We start from the raw sequence: 21,196 nt of genomic DNA, 5'->3' as shown, positions 1-21,196 counted from the left end.
CAATGTCTAGAGAATACGACGTCGCCGTGGCCGGCGGCGGATTGCTCGGCTCCGCCATCGCCTGGGGCCTCGGCCGGCTCGGCAAGAGCGTGGCCGTGCTCGACGAAGGTGACATCACCAAGCGCGCCTCGCGAGCGAACTTTGCGCTGGTGTGGGTGCAGAGCAAGGGTCTCGGCATGCCGGCCTACACGGTCTGGACCGTGCAGGCCTCGCAGGCGTGGGGCCGGCTGGCGTCCGAACTGAAACAGCAGACCGGGCTCGACGTCGTGCTTCAGCAGAACGGCGGCTTTCACCTTACGCTCGGCGAGGACGAATTCGGCCAGCGCACCGAGCTGGTCAAGCGCATGCACAACCAGACCGGCGCCGCCGACTACAAGATGGAGATGTTGCGCCCCTCCGAGATCAAGACGGCGCTGCCGCTGATCGGGCCCGAGGTCTCTGGCGGCAGCTATTGCCCGCTCGATGGCCACGTCAATTCGCTGCGGACGTTCCGTGCCTTCCATACCGGCTTCAAGGTGTTCGGTATCGACTATTTTCCGGAGCGTCCGGTCTCGGCGATCAGCAAGAGCGGCGGCGAATTCCGTCTGACCACACCGAAAGGCGAGCTTCGCGCCGCTAAAATCGTGCTCGCTGCCGGCAACGCCAACCAGACGCTGGCGCCGATGGTCGGCCTCTACGCGCCGATGGGGCCGACCCGTGGCCAGGTCGTCGTGACCGAACGCACCATGCCGTTCCTGCCGCATCCCCTCACCACGATCCGTCAGACCGACGAAGGCACGGTGATGATCGGCGACAGCAAGGAAGACGAGCTGGATGATCGTACGCTGAAGCCTTCGATCAGCGGCGTGATGGCTGATCGCGCGCAACGCATGTTTCCGCACCTGTCGCGACTCAACGTGGTCAGGAGCTGGTCCGGCATCCGCGTCATGCCTCAGGACGGCTTTCCGATCTACGACCAGTCGGAGACGCATCCCGGCGCCTTCGTCGCCTGCTGCCATTCCGGCGTGACGCTCGCCTCCAACCATGCCTTCGAGATTGCGCGCATGGTCGCGCAGGGCGCGCTCGAGCCGGAGCTGGTCGGTGCGTTTTCGGCCAGCCGCTTCGGCGGCGCCGGCGCTGCGAACAACAGCGGCTACTAAAGATACTTAAGGAGCCACGAGGCATCCCATGTTTAGACGATCCGAACAGGACAAGCGTCCTCCAGTGCAGATCTTCGTCGACGGCGTCGTCGTCGCGGCGCGGGAGGGCGACACCGTTTCCGCTGCGTTGTTGGCCTCCGGCCAGGACGCACGGCGTTCCACGGCAGTCAGCGGTGCGCCGCGGCTGCCTTACTGCATGATGGGCGTGTGCTTCGACTGTCTCGTCACCATCGACGGTGTCGGCAACCGGCAGGGTTGCCTCGTGCCAGTGGCTGAGGGCATGCAGATCGAGATCCAGAAGGGCAAGCGGGAGATCGGAAGATGAGCGTTGCTCCCAAGCGCGAAGACTACGACGTCGTGGTGATCGGCGCGGGGCCTGCGGGCCTTGCGGCCGCTGCGACCTCTGCCGAAGCTGGCCTGTCGACGCTGCTGCTCGACGAGAACGCCGGGCCTGGCGGCCAGGTGTTCCGCGCCATCTCCTCAACGCCGGTGACCGATCGCAGCCAGCTCGGCGCCGATTATTGGGTCGGTGCCGAGCTCGTGCAGTCGTTGCGCGCAAGCACTGCCGAGGTCATCCACCGCGCCACGGTCTGGAGCCTCGACCGCAATCTCGATATCGCCGTCTCGATCGGCGGCGCCTCCGCTTTCGTCAAGGCGAAGCGCGTGATCCTGGCGACGGGCGCACTGGAGCGGCCGTTCGCAATTCCTGGCTGGACGCTGCCGGGCGTGATGACCGCGGGCGCGGCCCAGACCATGTTGAAGTCGTCGGGGCTGGTGCCTGACGGCCGCACTGCTATCGCAGGGCAGGGGCCTCTGCTTTGGTTGCTCGCCGCACAGATCCTGCGCCTCGGCGGCCGCATCGATCGCATCCTCGACACCACCGAACGCGGCAACTATCTCGCCGCGCTGCCGCACGCTTTCGCGTTCCTCACCTCGCCCTATTTCACCAAGGGCCTGTCGATGATGCGCGAGGTGAAGGCGAAGGTCGAGGTCGTCTCCGGCGTCACAGAGCTTGCCGCGGCCGGCGAGGGCCAACTCGCCGGCGTCAGCTACGTCGCGGGTGGCAAACGCGAGACCATTGCTGTCGATCTGTTGCTTCTGCATCAGGGCGTCGTGCCCAATGTCAATCTAGCGATGTCGGCCGGCATCGAGCATCGCTGGGATGATCTGCAATTGTGCTGGTCACCCGTGCTGGATGCGAACGGTTCTTCGTCGGTTGCCGGTATTGCGATCGCCGGCGACGGTGCCGGCATCGGCGGCGCGAATGCCGCGGTGGTGCGTGGCCGCATCGCGGCCCGTGCGGCGGTGGAAGCACTGGCGCCCGCCGCTGCTGCGAAGCTGCCCGCGCTGGCGACGCTTCGCCGCGATCTTGCCAAGGCCGAGCGCGGCCGCGTTTTTCTCGACACGCTGTTTCGCCCGGCGCCGCAGTTCCGCATTCCCTCGGGCGATACCATCGTCTGTCGCTGCGAGGAGGTGACCGCCAACGACGTGCTCGAATCCGTTGCGATCGGCGCGACCGGGCCGAACCAGCTCAAGGCCTATCGTCGTACCGGCATGGGTCCATGCCAGGGCCGGCTCTGCGGTCTCACCGTGACCGAATTGATGGCGCAGGCGCGCGGCAAGACTCCGCAGGAGATCGGCTACTACCGGCTGCGCGCACCGGTGAAGCCGATCACCCTCGCCGAGCTCGCCGCGGTCCCGAAAACGGAAGAAGACGTCAAGGCGGTGGTGCGCGGATGACCACGAACGTGGATGCGATCGTCATCGGCGGCGGCATCCACGGATGCTCGACGACGCTCCATCTGTGTCTCGCCGGCCTGAAGCCGGTGCTGATCGAGAAAGACTACGCCGGTCGTCACGCCTCCGGCGTCAACGCCGGCGGCGTCCGTCAGCTGGCGCGGCACATCCCCGAAATCCCACTCTCGATCCGCTCGATGGGGATCTGGGAAAAGATCAACGATCTCCTCGACGACGATTGCAGTTTTGAGAGCCACGGCCAGGTGCTGGTCGCGGAGAATGAGGAAGAGCTTGCCGTCTGCCGCGCGCGCGTGGCCGAGCTCAACGCGCTCGGCTTCACCCATGAAGAGTTGATCGACGCGAGCGAACTCCGGCGTCTCGTGCCGGCGGTCGCCGAGACCTGCCCCGGCGGCGTGGTGTCGCGCCGCGATGGCGCGGCCAATCCGGCGCAGACGACGACGGCGTTCCGCCGCAAGGCCGAGCAACTCGGCGCTACCGTGCGCGAAGGCGTGGCCGCCGGTAATATCCGCTACAGCGATGGCCTCTGGCACGTCGATGTCGGCTCCGATAGCTACGCCGCGCCGGTTCTCGTCAATGCCGCCGGCGCCTGGGCCGGCAAGATCGCTGCCGCGCTTGGCGAGCCGGTGCCGGTCGAGACGGTAGCGCCGATGCTGATGATCACCTCGCGCGTGCCGCATTTCATCGACCCCGTCGTGATCCTGCGCGGACGAAAGCTCTCCTTCAAGCAGTTCAAGAACGGTACCGTGCTGATCGGCGGCGGCCATCTGGCAACGTCCTATCAGGATCGCAACGAGACGGTGCTGGACTGGAAGAGCCTCGCCATCAGCGCCCGTACCGTGTTCGAGCTGTTCCCGGTGATGCGCGGCGCCACCATCGTGCGCGCCTGGGCCGGCATCGAGGCCAAGATGAAGGACGACATTCCCGTGTTTGGCCCGAGTTCGCGACATAAGGGCCTCTATCACCAGTTCGGCTTCTCGCTGCACGGCTTCCAGCTCGGGCCCGGCGCTGGTGCCGTGATGGCGGAGCTGATCGTCAATGGCGGCACCCAGACCCGCATCAGCGATCTCGGCATCGAGCGTTTCCATCGTTCGGCCGCCCGCTAAAGCATGGCTTCACTCATTCCGACTTGGCGAACATTCCGACCAGGGTCTCGCGCAGCCAGCGCTGCGCGGGCACGGTGTCGTTGCGCTGGTGCCAGAACAGGCTGACGATGCGCGCCGGCGCCTGCAGTGGCAGCGGCATCGCATGCAGGAACGGGGCGTGGCGCGACTGCGAACGCAGATCGCTCGGCAGCACGGCGATCAGATCGGTCTGGCGCACGATCTCATAGGCGGCGCTATAATGATTGACGGTCGCGACCAGATTGCGCGACAGCCCGCGCGAGGCGAGGAAGAGATCGTAGGTCGGCAGGCGCTTCCCCGCCAAGGTCACGTCGACATGCCCGGCGTTCAGGAAGGCGCGCGTGCTCAGCCGCTTCTGAGCCGCGAGCGGGTGGCCGCGCCGCATGAAGCAGGCATAATCGACGGTCCAAAGCGAGCGTGAGCGAATGGCCGTCGGTTGCTGCGCTTCGTTGACGTAGACGCTCAGTACGCAATCGACCCGGTTGCCCTCGAGCTGATCGGCGATCTCCAGGATGGTATTGGGCACGGTGTGGACCCGTGCCTTGGGTGCGACCTCGCCAAGATGGTTCAGCAGATTCGGCATCACCAGCGAGGCGACGTAGTCCGACATCGACAGGGTGAATTCGGTCTGCGCGCGGGCGGGGTCGAACACCTGCTCGTCAAGTGCCCCCCGGACGCTTTCCAGTGCCTCGCCGATCGGCTCCCAGAGCACGACGGCGCGCTGGGTCGGGCGGATCCCGGTGCCGGATCGCACGAACAAGGGATCGCCGAGCGCGTCGCGCAGGCGTGCGAGCGCGTTGCTGACGGCGGGCTGGGTCATCGTCAGCGCGCTCGCCGCGCGCGTGACGCTGCCCTCGGTCATCAACGCCTCGAAGACTTTCAGCAGGTTGAGGTCGAGCGCGCGGAAGGACAAGAACATTCACCGTAGTGATGTATTAGGTCATCATTATAAATTATGACGATAACGTCATTCTGTCTATGATTTCCTCCCGAACGACAAGCGGGTGCCGGATCGCGGGGATCGAGGGGGATATTTCATGTCGATGATATCGGCGCGCATTGAGCGCCTTCCGTTTGCACGCTTCCACATGCATCTGCTGCTGATGGGCGGGCTCGGCTACATGTTCGACGCGATGGACGCCGCGGTGCTGGCCTTCATCCTGCCGGTGCTGCGCACGGCGTGGAATCTGTCGAGCGTCCAGATCGGCGTGCTCGGCAGCAGCACCTATATCGGCTTCCTGTTCGGCGCGCTGTTCGCCGGCACGCTCGGTGATCTCATCGGCCGCCGCGCGGTGATGATGTCGGCGCTGGCGTTGTATTGCGCGGCATCCATTGTCAGCGCGATGGTCGACACCTGGTCGGCCTTCTTCGTCGCCCGCATCGTCGCGGGCATGGGCACAGGCGCGGAGAGCGCGATCATCGCGCCCTATCTTGCGGAGTTCGTGGCGCGACGTTACCGCGGCAGTTTCACCGGCGCGCTCGCAGGCTTCTTCTCGTTCGGCTTCGTCGCCGCGGCCTTGCTCGGGTACTTCATCGTTCCCTCCTACGACAATGGCTGGCGCATCGTGCTTGTGATCACGGCGGTGCCTGTCGTCATGCTGCTGTGGTGGCGGCGGTCCCTGCCGGAATCGCCGCGCTGGCTCGAGAGCCGCGGCCGGGAGAAGGAAGCCGAGGCTGTGCTTGATCGCATCGAGGCCGTCTTTGCAGGCGAAGGCCGTGCGCTTCCGCCGCCGGTGGTCGAAGTCGCCCCGCCCACCGGCACTGGAGGAACACTGCTTGCCAATTTCGCGGCGCTTCTGGCGGCGCGCCAGGCGCGCATCACCATCATGACCTGGATCATGTGGCTTGCGATCACCTTCAGCTACTATTCCTTCTTCGTCTGGATCCCCGGCCTCCTGGTCCAGAACGGCATGAGCATCACCAAGAGCTTTGGCTATTCGATCGCGATCTATTGCGCCCAGATACCCGGTTATTTCAGCGCCGCGTATTTCAACGAGCGCATCGGCCGGCAGGCGACGATTGCGACCTACATGGTGCTCGGCGGCGTCAGCGCGCTCGGCCTTGCCTTCGCGCAGACGGACCAACACATCATACTGGCGGGCATTCTGCTGTCGCTGTTCATGAACGGCACCTATGCCGGCGTCTATGCCTACACCGCTGAGGTGTTCCCGACGCCGATCAGGACCACCGGTGCCGGGCTTGCGTCGGCCATCGGCCGCATCGGCGCGATCGTCTCGCCGATCCTGGTCGGCTATCTCTATCCCAATTTCGGCTTCGCCGGCGTGTTCGGCGTCACCACCACGGTTCTGTTATTGGGAGCGGTCACCGTCGTCTTGATGGGCGTGCCGACGCGCGGCCGGTCGCTTGAAGAGATCGCCGCGGGTGAAACCGCATGAGGCCGACCAAACGTCCGGCCGATCCGCTGCTCTGCGCCGTTGCGGCGGCACACGACAGGGCGGATCAGCCGGGCGCGCTCTTTGCGGTGCTGGATGAGGCCCTGAAGTCGGCGATCGGCCACAAGCTGTTCACGATCCTGACCTATGACAGCGCCACCTTCGAAGCCGCGCGGATCTATTCCAATCTGCCGGGTCCATACCCCACCGGCGGTCGCAAGCGCCTCGCGCCGGGACCGTGGACAGAAGCCGTGCTCGATTTCGGCGAGGCCTATATCGGCCGGACGCAGGACGATCTGCGGACTGTCTTCCCCGACCATGAGCTGATCGCCTTGCTTGGCTGCGCCAGCGTGCTCAACATGCCGGTGCGCTGGCGCGGCCGCACGCTCGGCTCGCTCAATCTGCTTCACGAAGCAGGCTGGTACGACGAGGACGACGTCGCCGCGTGTCTCCCGTTCGCCCAGCTCGCGCTGCCGGCGCTGCTTCCAATTGCCTGACAGAGGAAATCTCAATGCCAAGCACTCTCTTCAAGAACGCCGCGCTGCTTGATCCGCTCCAGCCCGAATTGCTGATGGGCCATGATGTGCTGGTGGAGGATACCGTGATCAAGGAGGTCTCGGACCGTCCGATCCAGGCCACCGCAGATCGAACGATCGATCTCAAGGGTAAGACGTTGATGCCCGGCCTGATCGACCTCCACGTCCATACGATTGCGATCGAACTCAACCTGGCGGCGCAGGCAAAAATGCCGAACGTCCTGGTAACGCTGCGTTCGACGCTGATTCTCAAGGGCATGCTGCGGCGAGGTTTTACGACCGTCCGCGATGCCGGCGGCGCCGGCCACGCGATGAAGCAGGCCATCGAGACCGGCCTCGCCGATGGCCCGCGGCTGTTTGTCTCGGGCCGAGCGCTCAGCCAGACCGGCGGGCATGGCGATGGTCGGGCCCGCTCGGACTATCTGGCCAGCGATTCCGTCTGTCCGTGCTGCGTGCGGGTCGGAGCCCTGGCGCGCGTTGCCGACGGTGTTGATGGCGTGCGCAGGGCGGTGCGCGAGGAGCTGCAGATGGGCGCGGACCAGATCAAGATCATGGCGTCCGGCGGCGTGGCGTCGCCGACCGATCCGGTCGGCGCCTTCGGCTACTCCGAGGACGAGATCAGCGCCATCGTCGACGAGGCCCACGGCCGGCAGACTTATGTGCTTGCCCACGCCTATACGGCGGCGGCGATCGCGCGCGCGGTTCGCTGCGGCGTCCGCACCATCGAGCACGGCAATCTCGTGGACGGTCAGACCGCCCGCCTGATGGCCGAGAAGGGCGCCTATGTGGTGCCGACCCTGATCACCTATGAAGCGCTCGCCAATGAGGGTGCGCAGTTCGGCCTGCCGCCGGAGAGCGTCGCCAAGATCGCCGACGTCCGCGATGCCGGCCTGCGCTCGCTCGAGATCTACCGCAAGGCCGGGGTGAAGATGGGGTATGGCAGCGATCTGCTCGGCCCGTCGCAACGCCTTCAGAGCGAGGAGTTCCGCATCCGCGCGGAAATCCAGGGCGCGCGCGAGGTCATCGCCAGCGCGACCGTGATCGGGGCCGAGGTGCTCGGCATGGAGGGCAAGCTCGGCCGCATCGTGCCCGACGCGCTCGCCGATCTGCTCGTGGTCGACGGCAACCCGCTTCGAGACGTCTCATGCCTGCTCGGGCAGGGCGAGCACATTCCGCTGGTAATGAAGGCGGGAAAGGTTCAGTTCGACAGGCTGGCGGCGTAGCCGCTGGCCTCGCCGACGGCATGCCTTGATCTTGCCGCCCGGCCGGATTATGAGCGAGGCTCTCATCAAGGATATCAGCAGCCATGGATTTTACCCCGGTCGCAACGCCCATCCGCATTGCTCACGGGGAATTACATGCCTGCTTCAATCATCCTGTCACGCCTGTCGCTGTCCACACCTGACGGCCGCTCTCTTCTCTCCAACATCGATCTGACCTTCGGCGCAGAACGCGTCGGCCTCGTCGGTCGCAACGGCGTCGGCAAGACGACGCTGCTTGCGGTCATCACGGGCGAGCACGTTCCGCAGTCGGGGCGCGTCGTCGTCAACGGCACCGTCGGGCTGCTGCGGCAGGACGCCCAGCTGCGCGCCGGCGCTAAGGTCGTTGACCTCTTCGGCGCGCGCGATGCTCTGGAGCTGCTTCGCCGGGCGGAGCGCGGCGAGGCCTCGGCCGAGGATGTCGCCGAGGTCGGCTGGACTCTCGATACGAGGCTGGCATCCGCCCTTGCGCGCGTCGGCTTCGATATCGCGCCTGATACGGAACTGGACCGTCTGTCCGGCGGACAGGTCACGCGCGTTCGTCTCGCCGCGCTGCTGTTTGCCGAGCCGGACTTCCTGCTGCTGGACGAGCCTACCAATAATCTCGATCGCGACGGGCGTCGTGCCGTGATTGATCTGCTCGCCGCCTGGCGCGGCGGCGCCATCGTCGTCAGCCACGACCGGGCGCTGCTGGAGACCATGGACGCCATCGTCGAGCTGACCTCGCTTGGCGCGACACGCTATGGCGGCAATTGGAGCAGCTATCGCGCACAAAAGGCCGTCGAGCTCGCCGCCGTCAGCCACGACCTCGCACATGCCGAGAAGCATCTGTCCGAGATCGAGGGCAAGGCGCAGGAAGCAGCCGAGCGCAAGGCGCGCAAGGACAGCGGCGGCAGGAAGAAGCGCGCCAGGGGCGACATGCCACGGATCCTTGCGGGCGCACGCAAGGATCGCAGCGAGGATAGCGGCGGCAAGGCCGCAGATATTGCCGAGCGGCGTCGCGCGGAGGCGTTGGATGCGGTCGACACTGCACGCCGGCGCATCGAGATCCTTCAGCCGCTGTCTGTAAAGCTGCCATCGACTCGGCTGCCGGCGGGGCGGGAGGTGGTTTGGCTTGATCGTGTCTGCGCAGGCTATCAGCCGGAGCGGCCGGTGTTGCGCGATTTGTCGCTCACCATCGTTGGTCCGGAGCGCGTCGCGATTGTCGGGCCTAACGGCTCGGGCAAGACGACGCTGCTGAAGCTGGTTGCCGGTGAATTGCGCCCCGTCGCGGGGACCGTGCGGGTCAGGCCGGACTTCGCGCTGTTCGACCAGAAGGTCAGCCTGCTCGATCCTGCGATCTCGATTCTCGACAACTTTGGACGCCTCAATCCGAGGGCAGGTGCGAATGAATGCCATGCCGCGCTGGCTCGTTTCATGTTTCGCGCAGATGCGGCGCTGCAGCCTGTCGGCAGCCTGAGCGGCGGCCAGCTGTTTCGCGCGGCCCTCGCCTGCGTGCTGGGCGGGGCGACGCTGCCATCGCTGCTGATCCTGGACGAGCCGACCAATCACCTCGACCTCGACTCCATCGAGGCTGTCGAAGCGGGTCTGCGGGCCTATGACGGCGCGCTACTCGTCGTCAGTCACGATGAGGCGTTCCTGGAAGCCATCGGGATCAGACGCCGGCTCGATCTGGCCGATTGTTCGGGCTGATGGAACAATGATAGCGGCTCGCGGCGTTGACCGACGCGGGCGATGCAAGCACTGACAGCCAGACTGCGTGATAATTTTCAAAAACCCGACGCTCTGCCCCCAGCGCGTCGGGTGGAATGGATGAGTATCAATCCGTGATCCCAACCCGGGTGTTGTGACTCCAGTCCTACCAAAATTCTACTCCGGGAAACTACCGCAAGGGAACCGGGCGTCTGGCTTCGATCTTCGCGGCGTGGCTCTACGCGCTACCGCCGGGCTCCAGCGCTTCGCCGATCTCCAGCGGATGCGCCATGGTCTCGTGCAGTGCCTCGCGGTCGAGCTCGCCTTCGGAGATGCTGATGACGACGCAGGCGACGCCATTGCCGATGAGGTTGGTCAGCGCGCGGCACTCGCTCATGAACTTGTCGATGCCGACCAGGATCGCGATCGACTGGATCGGAATGTCAGGCACGATCGACAGTGTCGCTGCCAGCGTGATGAAGCCGGCGCCTGTGACACCGGATGCGCCCTTCGAGGTGATCATCGCGATACCGAGAATGCCGAGCTCCTGCCAGATCGTCAGATGCGTGTTGGTCGCCTGCGCCAGGAACAGCGTTGCCAGCGTCATGTAGATGTTAGTGCCGTCGAGGTTGAAGCTGTAGCCGGTCGGGATCACGAGGCCGACCACCGAACGCGAGGCGCCGAGATGCTCCATCTTCTGGATCATCTGCGGCAGCACCGTTTCCGACGACGAGGTGCCGAGCACGATCAGCAGCTCGTCCTTGATATAGGCGATGAAGCGAATGATGGAGAAGCCGGCAAGCCGGGCGATTGTGCCGAGCACGATCAGCACGAACAGGATGCTGGTGAGATAGAATGTGCCGATCAGAGCGGCGAGGTTGAGCAGCGAGCCGAGGCCATAGGCGCCGACGGTGAACGCCATCGCACCGAACGCGCCGATCGGCGCCACGCGCACGATGATGCGGATGATGCCGAAGAACATCTTCGCGGCCTTGTCGATCGCCTCCGCGATCGGCTCGCCCGATTTGCCGAGGAAGGCGATGGCGAAGCCGGAGAGGATCGAGACCAGCAGCACCTGCAAGAGGTCACCGCGCGCGATCGCGCCCACATAGCTGTCGGGAATGATCGCCATCAGATGGGCGACGATGCCGTCTTCATGCGCCTTGGACACATAGGTCGCGACCGATTTCGGATCGATGGTGGCGGGATCGATGTTGAAGCCGTGCCCGGGCTGGAGAACCTCGCCCACCAGAAGACCAATGGCGAGCGCGACGGTCGAGACCGTCTCGAAATAGATCAGCGATTTCAGTCCGACGCGGCCGACGCGCTTGAGGTCGCCCATCGAGGAAATGCCGTGCACCACGGTGCAGAAGATGACAGGCGCGATCATCATCTTGATCAGCGCGATGAAGGCATCGCCGAGCGGCTTCAGGGCTTTGCCGAGGTCCGGATAAAAATAGCCGATGAGCACCCCGAGCACGATCGCGATCAGCACCTGGACATAGAGGATCTTGTACCAGGGCTGGTGCCGGCGGTGGACGGCTGGCTGGATCGCGATCTGCGTCATAAAGTTCAATCCCGGAACACATTGATCTTGCATGATTTACATCATGTGATGATCGCATCATAAGCAACAATCACATTTTTGTCGGATCGCACGAACATCAATCGCTGCACCGCAATGGGGGGAGCATGTCGAACGCAAGGGGCGCGGACGAGCCATCGCAAGGCTATTTTCCGCGCTGGAAGCTGAAGACGTCGGGCGTGATCATGCCGGAGGAGCGGCTGCCATGGGGGCAGACCATCGTCTCGGGTCTGCAGCATTGCGTCGCCATGTCGGGCTCGACGATCATCGCGCCGCTGCTGATGGGATTTGATCCCAATGTTGCGGTGTTGTTCTCCGGCATCGGCACGCTGATCTTCTTCGTCATCGTCGCGGGGCGTGTGCCGAGCTATCTCGGCTCGAGCTTCGCGTTCATCGCCGTCGTCCTCGCCGCCACCGGCTACGCCGGGCACGGACCGAATCCGAACATCTCGGTCGCGCTCGGCGGTATCGTCGGCGCCGGGGTGCTTTACGGCGTGATCGCACTGATCGTGATGTGGTCGGGCATCAGTTGGGTCGAGCGTCTGATGCCGCCGGCCGTCACCGGCGCCGTGGTCGCCGCGATCGGCCTCAACCTTGCGCCCGTGGCGGTCAAGGCGGTGAGCGCGAACGCGTTCGAGACCTGGATCGGGCTTGCGCTGATCTGATGATCGGCGTGGTCGCGGTGGTCGCGCCTGGCCTGTGGCGCCGCCTGCCGATCATCCTGGGGACGATCGGTGGATATCTGTTGTACCTGCTGTTCGCGAACGGCCTTGGTTTCGGCAAGCCGATCGACTTCGCGCAGCTCTCGGCTGCGCCGTGGGTCGGCCTGTCGAACTTCACCACGCCGACCTTCCAGGCCGATGCCATCTTTCTGATCGCGCCGGTTGCGGTCATCCTCGTCGCCGAGAATCTCGGGCACATCAAGGCCGTTGGGGCCATGACGGGCCGGAGCCTCGATGCCTATCTCGGCCGCGCTTTGCTTGCCAACAGCCTCGCGACGATCCTGGCGGCCTGTGGCGGCGGCACCGGCGTGACCACCTATGCCGAGAACATCGGCGTCATGGCGGCGACGAAGGTCTATTCGACCCTGCTGTTTGCTTTCGCGAATTTGATCACCGTCGCCGTGGCGCTGACCGCAGGGGCCGGCGATCTCACGCTCAAATTCGGCGCTTTCACGATCGGAGGAATCGGCACCGCGACCTTCGGCGCGATAATCCTGTATCAGATCCTCACCTCACCGATCGCGCGCCACGCGGAATGAATCCCAGCGATGCGCCAACAGGGTGGAACAAAATCCCGGTTCCATCCATGATGAGGCATCCCGGAGAATACTCATGCCACAAACCGATCTCTCGCCCGCCTTTCCTTCACGCCTCAACGGCCGCTATGCGCTGGTGACCGGCGCCTCCCAGGGCATCGGCCGCGCCGTTGCCGTTAGGCTCGCCCAGGAAGGCGCGACCGTCGCCATCAATTATTTTGATCATCTCGGGAGGGCTGAGGAGACGCTTGCGCTGGCCACGACTGGATCGAGCGATCGCGGCCACGGCAAGCTCGACCATGTCATCGTCAAGGCCGACGTCAGCAATCAGCAGGAGGTCGCTGCGATGTTCGAGACGATCCTGGCGCGCTGGAAGCGTCTCGACTGTCTCGTCAACAATGCCGGCTTTCAACAGGAATCGCCGAGCGAGGCGCTCGACATCGAAGCCTATCGCCGCATCATCGACGTCAATCTCAACGGCGCCGTGCTCTGCGCGCAGAAGGCGCTGGCGCATTTCGTCGCCCGCGGCGGAGGAGGCAGCATCATCAACTGCTCGAGCGTCCACCAGATCATTCCGAAGCCCGGCTATCTCGCTTATTCGATCAGCAAGGGCGGCATGGCCAATCTGACCCGTACGCTGGCGCTGGAGTTTGCCGGCCGCGGCATTCGCGTCAATGCGGTCGGCCCCGGCGCAATCGACACGCCGATCAACGAGGCCTGGACAGGCGACGCCGAAAAGCGCGACGCCGTCGTCAGCCACATTCCGCTCGGGCGTGTCGGCACGCCGGAAGAGATGGCCGCGGTCTTCGCTTTCCTGGCCTCGGATGACGCTAGCTACATCACCGGGCAGACCATCTACGCCTGCGGCGGGCTGACGCTGTTTCCAGAATTCAGGGAGAACTGGTCGAGCTGAAGTTGGCTTGACGGATGAAACCCCTGCACCTGTCACGCCCGTGCTGGCAGCTTCAGAAATCTCCTGCGAGCAGGTCGTAGGAGCCCCGGCTGCCGCGGACATACTTCCTGGCCGCGGTGGCACATATCAAGTCGCGATTGGCATCGAACGCGTCCAGAAATCCTGATTCGCTGGAATGGGCGCTCGGTTGAATCCGCTTTAGCGCCCCTTCGTCGATGAAGAACGAGGCCTCGATGGCGCTGTCGTGTCCCCAGAACCGCACGGCATGCCGAGTCCGGTCATATGAGCGGCTATAATTCGGAAAGTCGATCATGATAAGGGCCGATCAAGTTGCGGGATTTGATGCCCGGGGACAAGGGAAGCCCAGCTGCCATACTCTTGGGTGAGAACCTGGCGCGCGATACAACGCGGTTGGAGGTCCATAGTTGCGTAAAGCTCTTGCCGGATCTCGTAATTCGGCGAACGATCACTATATGCCATTTATCACCGCGCGCCCCTCGGCTGTTATCGGTGACTGAGAGCATCGCGCTCCCGCCGAAATCAACAGGCGGTCAATATGTCGGATTCTCCGGGATTTAGCTTTCGTGAGTGGCTCGTGCCTCCAGTCTTGCTGCCGATCTTCTTCGTGTTGCTGATCGCCGCTTCGATGCTCATACAATGGTAGCCGGGCCAGGCGCGCCGTCGCCACTTTCGTGACGGTACCGTCCATTGATCAGGTCCGGCAGCAACCGAGTGATATAGTCGCCAATGCTCGAGATCGACCTCCGAACGGGCCAGCACCCCGGCGGCAAAGAATCATACGAGGACGCTCTGGCGGCAGAGAATGTGAGCCTGCGCCTTCTCCTGGCCCAGGCGGAGATCAATGCGAATGGGCTGCTTGCCAGGGCGGGGATCGACGCCAAAGAGCGGGAGGCCTCCGACAAGCTGCAAAAGTTGATCCTTGAAGAGCTACACCATCGCGTCAAGAACACACTAGCGACCGTTTCCGCTATCGTCTCGCAGAGCCTGCGCAACGTGCAGGGCGTGGATCACGCGCAGCAGGCGATCGAGGGCCGGTTATTGGCGCTTGGCCGGGCGCACGATCTGCTTTTGCAGACAAGATGGTCAAACGCCGATCTCGGCGCGGTTGTCCGCAACGCGATCGAAGCTTTCGACGATCGCAATGAGTCAAGGTTTTCGATCTCGGGACCCGATATCCAGATCAATTCGGGCGCTGTCATCGCCGTCGCGATGACGCTCAACGAGCTCTGCACGAATGCCACGAAATATGGCGCCTTTTCGTTGCCAAAGGGGCGCGTGGATATCGGCTGGACGATCGATCGGCAGACGCAGCGTTTGCGCCTGAGCTGGACCGAGAAAGATGGTCCATCGATCAGGTCGCTCCCAAAGCGCAGCTTTGGAACGAGATTGATCGAAACCCTTGGCCGCCAGCTTCACGGCAACGTGGGATTGACCTATGCGGAGAGCGGCTTCGTATACACCTTCGACGCTCCGCTGGCCTCTCTGAATGTTCCGACGCCGACATAGCCGGCCAGCGGCATGGGGACGACACGCAAGACTTTCATCGAATGGAGCCGCCATGTTCAAATTCTTACAGTATCGCGCCAGAGCGGCCGAGTATGGCGAGCTTGCCAGAAATTCTTCCGGCCGGGACGATACCCGCAAATTTGAGAAACTGCGGGACAGTCTTGCGTCGCGCGCGGACAACGAGCGGGTCCTCGCGGATCAATATGCGGATGCAGTCAACGCCGGAGGGACGGAGCGACCGCGCGGTGCAGCCCTCGCGGCGGAGGAGGAGCGCGTTTTGCGGTGTCTCGGCGCGGCAGTTATCATGCAATGGAATTCTCTGCCGACGCCCCTTCAACGGGAAATATTCGACACTGCCGGATCGGTCGGAACACTGTTGGATACAGCGGCGCTCCGCGGGCAGATCGCCCGGTTTCTTCACAAGCACAGGCACGACGCTGATCGCGGCAAGATCTGACCGGTAACGTGTTCGCGGCCGGGCGAGAAGGGCGCGGACGCGCGGTGATCTGGAAAAAGCGCGCGCCGTCGACTACATCTGCACCCATGGCAAATGCTCCGCTGGCAAACCACCCGCTCCAGGATTTCGTCGATCGGCACGACAAACTGTTCGTGCTGACCGGCGCCGGCTGCAGCACCAATTCGGGCATCCCTGATTATCGCGACAGCCATGGCAACTGGAAGCGGACCCAGCCGGTCAATTTCCAGGCCTTCATGTTGGAAGAGCGGACGCGCCAGCGTTACTGGGCGCGCAGCCTGATTGGCTGGCGGCGGTTCGGGCAGGCGAGGCCGAACGATGCGCATCATGCGCTGGCGCGGCTCGAGGCGAGCGGACGCTGCGAGATGCTGCTGACCCAGAATGTCGACAGACTGCATCAATCGGCGGGCCACCGGCAGGTGATCGATTTGCACGGGCGGCTCGATCTGGTCCGCTGCATGGGCTGCGGGGCCAAGACGCCGCGTAATCAATTCCAGGATGCGCTTGGCCGCGCTAACGCGGAATGGCTGACGCTCGATGCTGCTGATGCGCCCGACGGCGACGCCGACCTGGAGTACGCGGATTTTTCGTCATTCAAGGTGCCAGCTTGTGAGGCCTGCGGCGGCCTCCTCAAGCCCGACGTCGTGTTCTTCGGCGAGAACGTCCCCCGCGACGTGGTCGCGACGGCGCAGGATCATCTGGCGCAGGCCGACGCCATGCTGATCGTGGGCTCGTCACTGATGGTCTATTCCGGTTTCCGCTTCGTGAAGGCTGCCGCAGAGCGGCAGATCCCGATCGCCGCCGTCAATCTCGGCCGCACCCGCGCCGATGATCTGCTGACGCTGAAGGTCGAGGAGCGCTGTGAAGCGGCGCTGGCATTCCTGCTCTGATCCGGGAGCTCCGCGAGCACTCTGCTCTCGCATAGGTGCCACGCAAACCGGCCCTACCGGCTTCACCAATTGGGCCGTCGCTGGTATGGAAATTGCTGCGGTTTCGATCCCGATTTGACGATCAGCACGGAGAGATTTGGAATGTTTGAGGGAGCCGAAGTGCGGCTTGCCGTGGATATTGGCGGCACGTTCACCGACATCGTGCTTGATGTGGGCGAGGTGCGCAAAACCCGCAAGGTGCTGACGACGCCGCAACGGCCCGAACAGGCGGTGCTGGACGGGATGCGTCTGATTCTGATCGACGCACGTGCGCATATCAGCGACATCGACGTCTTCATTCACGGCACGACGCTGGCCACCAACGCCATCATCGAGCGGCGTGGCGCCAAGACGGCCCTGATCGCGACCGAAGGCTTTCGCGACGTGCTCGATATCGGCACCGAGAGCCGGTACGACCAGTATGACCTCACCATCGACAAGCCGAAGCCGCTGGCGCCGCGCAGCCTTCGCTTTACCGTGCCCGAGCGCATCGACGCCCATGGCGCCGTCCGTCTCCCGCTGGACGAGGCGGCAGTGCGCGCACTCGCGCCGAAATTGCGCGAATTGAAGGTCGAGAGCGTTGCCGTCGCCTTCCTGCACTCCTATGCCAACCCCGACCATGAGCGCCGCGCAGCTGCGATCCTAGCTGAGGAGATGCCGGGCATTTCGGTGACGGTGTCGTCCGCCGTGTGCCCGGAGATCCGCGAATATGAGCGAACGTCAACCGCTGTTGCGAACGCCTATGTGCAGCCGCTGATCGACGGCTATCTCGCCCGCATGGCCGATGCTTTGCAGGTCGAGCAATTCCGCGGCGCCATCTATCTCGTCACGTCAGGCGGCGGCGTCACCTCGATCGAGACGGCGCGACGCTTTCCGGTGCGGCTGGTCGAATCCGGTCCTGCCGGCGGCGCGATCTTCGCGGCGCAGATCGCAGCAAGGCTCGGCGAGAGCAAGGTGCTGTCGTTCGATATGGGCGGCACCACGGCAAAGATCTGCCTGATCGAGAAATACCAACCCGAGACTTCGCGCGTGTTCGAGGTCGACCGCGCTGCGCGCTTCCTGAAAGGCTCGGGCCTGCCGGTGCGCATTCCCGTGATCGAGATGGTCGAGATCGGCGCCGGTGGCGGTTCGATCGCGCATGTCGATGCGATGAAGCGCGTCACTGTCGGCCCGGAGAGTGCGTCTTCCGAGCCGGGTCCCGCTTGCTACGGGCGTGGTGGCCAACGCCCTGCGGTGACGGATGCGGACGTTGCGCTCGGCATGATCGATCCCGACGCCTTTGCGGGCGGCACGATCAAGCTGGACCCGGAGCTTTCGAAGCAAGCGCTGCTGCAACACGTCGGCGCGCCGCTCGGCCTGTCGGCGGAAACCGCGGCTTATGCCGTGCACGAGGTGGTCTGCGAGAACATGGCCAGCGCGGCGCGTGTGCATGCGGTCGAGCGCGGCGAGATCGTCGGCCAGCACACGCTGATTGCCTTCGGCGGCGCTGCCCCGCTACATGCCGCGCGCGTTGCCGAGAAGATCGGTGTCTCCCGCGTGATCGTGCCGTCGAATGCCGGTGTCGGTTCTGCCGTTGGATTCCTCGCGGCGCCCATCGCCTATGAACTGGTGCGCAGCCGTCACGTTCGGCTCGATGATTTCGACACCAAGGCCGTCTCCGATCTCTTGCAGGAGATGGTGACCGAAGCGCGCGCATTGGTCGAGCCCGGTGCGGCCGGTGCGCCGGTGCGCGAGCGCCGCTCCGCCTTCATGCGTTACGTCGGCCAGGGCCACGAGATCACCGTTGAGCTGCCGAACCGGCCGCTGACGACGGCTGATCTCGCGGGACTCCGCCAGAAGTTCGAGGCGGATTATTCCGCGATGTTCGAGCGCCCGATCCCGGGCGCGGCGATCGAGGTGTTGAGCTGGTCGGTGCTTGCGACGACGGAGGCGCGCAATCTGCCTACGGTTGCCGCCGTCGCGCGCAAGCCCGCGGGCAAAGCGTCGGGCAGCCGAAAGTTCTTCGACGGCCGTGCGGGCGAGGTGATCGAGATCCCGCTCTATCGCCGCGAGGACATGGCGCCGGGCGCGACCATTGCCGGCCCCGCCGTGATCGCGGAAGACGAGACCTCGACTTTCGTCTCCACCAGTTTTGACGCCCATATCGACGGTGCCGGCAGCATCGTCATGGAACGGAAGGCGGCCTGATCATGAGCAAGGCAAACGGCGCGAGCCTGATCGACCTCCAGATCATGTGGCACCGGCTGATCGCCGTGGTCGAAGAGCAGGCGCAGGTGCTGCTGCGCACCGCCTTCAGCCCGATCGTGCGCGAATGCGGCGATCTCTCGGCCGGCGTGTTCGATTTGAGGGGACGGATGCTGGCGCAGGCGGTGACCGGCACGCCCGGCCATGTCAACTCGATGGCGGAATCGGTCAAGCACTTCATCGCGCATTTTCCGCTCGAGACGATGAAGCAGGGCGACGCCTATATCACCAACGATCCCTGGATGGGCACCGGCCATCTCAACGACTTCGTCGTGACCACGCCGTGCTTCAAGGACGGCAAGATCGTCGCGCTGTTCTCCTGCACAAGTCATCTGATGGACATCGGTGGCATCGGCTTCGGCCCCGATGCCACCGACGTGTTCATGGAGGGGCTCTACATCCCCATGCTGAAGCTGATCGACCAGGGCGTCGTCAACGAGACGCTGATGGCGATGATCCGCACCAACACGCGGTTGCCTGTTGATACCGAAGGCGACACCTATTCGCTCGCCGGCTGCAACGATGTCGGCTGTGAACGCCTGGTCGAGATGATGACCGAGTTCGGCATCGACGCACTCGACGAGCTCGGCGACTACATCTGCGACCGCTCGCGTGAGGCCGTGCTCGCAGAGATCGCCAAGCTGCCGAAGGGCAGCTGGCGCAACACCATGGTCGTCGACGGCTACGACGCGCCCGTCACGCTGGCGGCGACGCTGACGATCTCGGATACGGGCATTCACGTCGATTTCGACGACACGTCGGCGGCGTCAAAATTCGGCATCAACGTGCCCTTGTCCTACACCACGGCCTATACTGTGTTCGGTCTTGGCTGCGTCGTCGCCTCGCAGATTCCGAACAATGCCGGCTCGCTCTCGCCGTTGACGGTGTCGGCGCCCGCGGGGGCAATTCTCAACGCGCCGAAACCGGCGCCGGTCGCCTCGCGCCACATCATCGGCCAGATGCTGCCCGATGTCGTGTTCGGCTGCCTGCGCCAGATCATTCCCGAGCGCGTGCCCGCCGAAGGCACCTCGTGCCTTTGGAATCTGAACGTGCGCGGCCAGACCCGTTCCGGCGTCGGCGGCAATTACGGGTTCTCGATGGCGGTGACGTCGAACGGCGGCACGGGCGCGCGCTTTGCGAAGGACGGGCTGTCGGCGACTGCCTATCCCAGCGGCGTGCGCGGCACGCCGGTCGAGATCGCGGAGACACAGACCCCGCTGATCTTCTGGCGCAAGGAGCTGCGTCCTGACTCCGGCGGGGCAGGGCGCACCCGCGGCGGCCTCGGCCAGATCATTGAAGTCGGCAGCGGCGTCGACGCGTCCTTCGACATTCTCGCAGCGTTCGACCGCATCGATCATCCGCCGCGCGGCCGCGATGGCGGCAAGAACGGCGAGGCTGGCTATGTCGGCCTGAAGTCCGGCAAGAAGCTGCGTGGCAAGGGCTTTCAGCAGGTGCCGCCGGACGACCGGCTCGTGGTGCACACGCCCGGCGGCGCCGGCATCGGCGCGCCCGCAATGCGCGATCGCGCAGCGGTCAAGGATGATGTCGAGAGCGGTCTCGTGTCGTCAGCCAATGCGGCCGCAGTGTACGGCTTCGCGGAATGAGCCACTGAAGCAATCCGTCCCGGCCTCACCGGCCGGGACGATGTCTTGATGAGCTGAAATTACGCCGCCGCCTTCCTCCGCGCCTGCTCAGCCTTGTACAGCTCGAACTCCTCCGCGATCGCCTTTGCGAACGATGGACGCTGGCGCAGGCGCTCGTAATACGCCTTCAGGTTCGGCCATTTCGAAAGCTCGATCGGCGGCGTCGCCATGGTCCAGTTGATGACCGTGACGAGATAGGCGTCCGCCACGCTGAAATGGTCGAGCAAGTAGTCCCGACCCTTCAGGTAGTTGTCGACATAGTCGAGCCGCGACAGGTTCTTCTCCAGCGCGTAGGCCTTGGTCTCCTGCGGCGCCTTGCGGTCGAGCACGGGGATGAACAGGCCCTTGTGCAGCTCGGTGCCGATGAAGCAGAGCCATTGATGCAGCCGCGTGCGCTCGATGCCTTGCGTGGCGCCGAGCCCGGCTTGCGGAAAACGGTCCGCGACATATTGCAGGATCGCTGCGTTCTCCGTCAGTACCACGCCTTCGTCGGTGCGCAGCGTCGGCACCAGACCGATCGGGTTCACAGCGCGGAAGTCGGAGCCGTCATTCAGCACAGTCTTGGTGGGGGAATCGACTTCGAGAAAGTTCGCGTCAGCGCCGGCTTCATAGAGTGCAACGCGCGTCGCCATCGAGCAGGCGAGCGGCGAGAAAAAAAGATCCATCATGGGCCTCCTTGGGCAAGTCCTCTTGTGAGTGTCGCTCAACCTGGCCAGATTGATTT

General features: G+C 64.4%; 18 protein-coding genes and 1 pseudogene. 15 read left to right on the top strand and 4 right to left on the bottom strand.

All coding sequences use genetic code 11. The annotated features are described in order from the left end of the window. Nucleotides 1-2 precede the first annotated feature (2 nt). The 4 genes from L6637_RS17310 to L6637_RS17295 are packed head-to-tail and all read left to right on the top strand — an operon-like array spanning nucleotide 3 to nucleotide 4,000. Complete coding sequence (locus L6637_RS17310) at nucleotides 3-1,139, top strand: NAD(P)/FAD-dependent oxidoreductase (protein ID WP_237871540.1); 1,137 nt, start codon at nucleotides 3-5, stop codon at nucleotides 1,137-1,139. Between the two features lie 28 nt (nucleotides 1,140-1,167). Beyond that, on the top strand, nucleotides 1,168-1,464 hold the full coding sequence (locus tag L6637_RS17305; RefSeq protein WP_237863002.1) for a (2Fe-2S)-binding protein: 297 nt from the start codon (nucleotides 1,168-1,170) through the stop codon (nucleotides 1,462-1,464). Beyond that, nucleotides 1,461-2,879, top strand: coding sequence for an NAD(P)/FAD-dependent oxidoreductase (locus tag L6637_RS17300; protein WP_237863001.1), 1,419 nt, complete (start codon nucleotides 1,461-1,463; stop codon nucleotides 2,877-2,879). The genes L6637_RS17305 and L6637_RS17300 overlap by 4 nt, the downstream gene beginning before the upstream one ends. Next, nucleotides 2,876-4,000 carry an NAD(P)/FAD-dependent oxidoreductase gene (locus tag L6637_RS17295; protein ID WP_237863000.1) on the top strand — a complete coding sequence of 375 codons (1,125 nt, stop codon included), beginning with the start codon at nucleotides 2,876-2,878 and terminating at the stop codon, nucleotides 3,998-4,000. Before L6637_RS17300 ends, L6637_RS17295 begins: the two co-directional genes overlap by 4 nt. Before the next feature lie 13 nt (nucleotides 4,001-4,013). Here L6637_RS17295 and L6637_RS17290 read toward each other — a convergent pair whose 3' ends face one another. Next, nucleotides 4,014-4,937: a LysR family transcriptional regulator gene (locus L6637_RS17290; protein WP_237862999.1), complete on the bottom strand. Its 924-nt coding sequence runs from the start codon at nucleotides 4,935-4,937 to the stop codon at nucleotides 4,014-4,016. A gap of 118 nt (nucleotides 4,938-5,055) precedes the next feature. Between L6637_RS17290 and L6637_RS17285 the strand changes: the two genes are divergently transcribed. The 4 genes from L6637_RS17285 to L6637_RS17270 all read left to right on the top strand — a co-directional run bounded on the left by L6637_RS17285 (nucleotide 5,056) and on the right by L6637_RS17270 (nucleotide 9,898). Beyond that, a complete protein-coding gene (locus tag L6637_RS17285; RefSeq protein WP_237871538.1) occupies nucleotides 5,056-6,414 on the top strand; it encodes an MFS transporter in 1,359 nt (452 codons plus the stop codon). After that, the gene (locus L6637_RS17280) at nucleotides 6,411-6,908 is read left to right on the top strand and encodes a GAF domain-containing protein (RefSeq protein WP_237871536.1); all 498 of its coding nucleotides are present in this window, start codon (nucleotides 6,411-6,413) and stop codon (nucleotides 6,906-6,908) included. Before L6637_RS17285 ends, L6637_RS17280 begins: the two co-directional genes overlap by 4 nt. 14 nt (nucleotides 6,909-6,922) lie before the next feature. Further along, nucleotides 6,923-8,170 carry a metal-dependent hydrolase family protein gene (locus tag L6637_RS17275; protein ID WP_237871534.1) on the top strand — a complete coding sequence of 416 codons (1,248 nt, stop codon included), beginning with the start codon at nucleotides 6,923-6,925 and terminating at the stop codon, nucleotides 8,168-8,170. 135 nt (nucleotides 8,171-8,305) lie between these two features. Further along, complete coding sequence (locus L6637_RS17270; protein WP_237871532.1) at nucleotides 8,306-9,898, top strand: ABC-F family ATP-binding cassette domain-containing protein; 1,593 nt, start codon at nucleotides 8,306-8,308, stop codon at nucleotides 9,896-9,898. Nucleotides 9,899-10,136: 238 nt separating this feature from the next. Here L6637_RS17270 and L6637_RS17265 read toward each other — a convergent pair whose 3' ends face one another. Continuing rightward, nucleotides 10,137-11,465 (bottom strand): dicarboxylate/amino acid:cation symporter, encoded by a 1,329-nt coding sequence (locus L6637_RS17265; RefSeq protein WP_237862994.1) that lies wholly within the window; start codon nucleotides 11,463-11,465, stop codon nucleotides 10,137-10,139. 125 nt (nucleotides 11,466-11,590) lie between these two features. Here L6637_RS17265 and L6637_RS17260 point away from each other — a divergent pair. Continuing rightward, a pseudogene (locus L6637_RS17260) lies at nucleotides 11,591-12,744 on the top strand (solute carrier family 23 protein). A 73-nt stretch (nucleotides 12,745-12,817) separates the two neighbouring features. Further along, nucleotides 12,818-13,654, top strand: coding sequence for an SDR family oxidoreductase (locus L6637_RS17255; protein ID WP_237862992.1), 837 nt, complete (start codon nucleotides 12,818-12,820; stop codon nucleotides 13,652-13,654). Nucleotides 13,655-13,706: 52 nt separating this feature from the next. On the opposite strand, the gene L6637_RS17250 is transcribed toward L6637_RS17255, so the two are convergent. Next, on the bottom strand, nucleotides 13,707-13,967 hold the full coding sequence (locus tag L6637_RS17250) for a DUF1488 family protein (protein ID WP_237862991.1): 261 nt from the start codon (nucleotides 13,965-13,967) through the stop codon (nucleotides 13,707-13,709). A 434-nt stretch (nucleotides 13,968-14,401) separates the two neighbouring features. Between L6637_RS17250 and L6637_RS17245 the strand changes: the two genes are divergently transcribed. The 5 genes from L6637_RS17245 to L6637_RS17225 all read left to right on the top strand — a co-directional run bounded on the left by L6637_RS17245 (nucleotide 14,402) and on the right by L6637_RS17225 (nucleotide 20,433). Then, entirely contained in the window at nucleotides 14,402-15,181 is a 780-nt protein-coding gene (locus L6637_RS17245; RefSeq protein WP_237871530.1) for a sensor histidine kinase, read from the top strand. A 52-nt stretch (nucleotides 15,182-15,233) separates the two neighbouring features. Beyond that, nucleotides 15,234-15,638 (top strand): hypothetical protein, encoded by a 405-nt coding sequence (locus tag L6637_RS17240; protein ID WP_237871528.1) that lies wholly within the window; start codon nucleotides 15,234-15,236, stop codon nucleotides 15,636-15,638. A gap of 86 nt (nucleotides 15,639-15,724) precedes the next feature. Then, a complete protein-coding gene (locus L6637_RS17235) occupies nucleotides 15,725-16,546 on the top strand; it encodes an NAD-dependent protein deacetylase (protein ID WP_237871526.1) in 822 nt (273 codons plus the stop codon). 141 nt (nucleotides 16,547-16,687) lie between these two features. Further along, nucleotides 16,688-18,772, top strand: coding sequence for a hydantoinase/oxoprolinase family protein (locus tag L6637_RS17230; RefSeq protein ID WP_237871524.1), 2,085 nt, complete (start codon nucleotides 16,688-16,690; stop codon nucleotides 18,770-18,772). A gap of 2 nt (nucleotides 18,773-18,774) precedes the next feature. Further along, complete coding sequence (locus tag L6637_RS17225) at nucleotides 18,775-20,433, top strand: hydantoinase B/oxoprolinase family protein (RefSeq protein ID WP_237871522.1); 1,659 nt, start codon at nucleotides 18,775-18,777, stop codon at nucleotides 20,431-20,433. Nucleotides 20,434-20,492: 59 nt separating this feature from the next. On the opposite strand, the gene L6637_RS17220 is transcribed toward L6637_RS17225, so the two are convergent. Then, a complete protein-coding gene (locus tag L6637_RS17220; RefSeq protein ID WP_237871689.1) occupies nucleotides 20,493-21,137 on the bottom strand; it encodes a glutathione binding-like protein in 645 nt (214 codons plus the stop codon). Nucleotides 21,138-21,196: the final 59 nt, after the last annotated feature.

The organism is Bradyrhizobium zhengyangense (genome assembly GCF_022012435.1).
Taxonomy (GTDB): Bacteria; Pseudomonadota; Alphaproteobacteria; order Rhizobiales; family Xanthobacteraceae; genus Bradyrhizobium; species Bradyrhizobium zhengyangense.
This window is presented reverse-complemented; position numbering and strand designations above follow the sequence as displayed.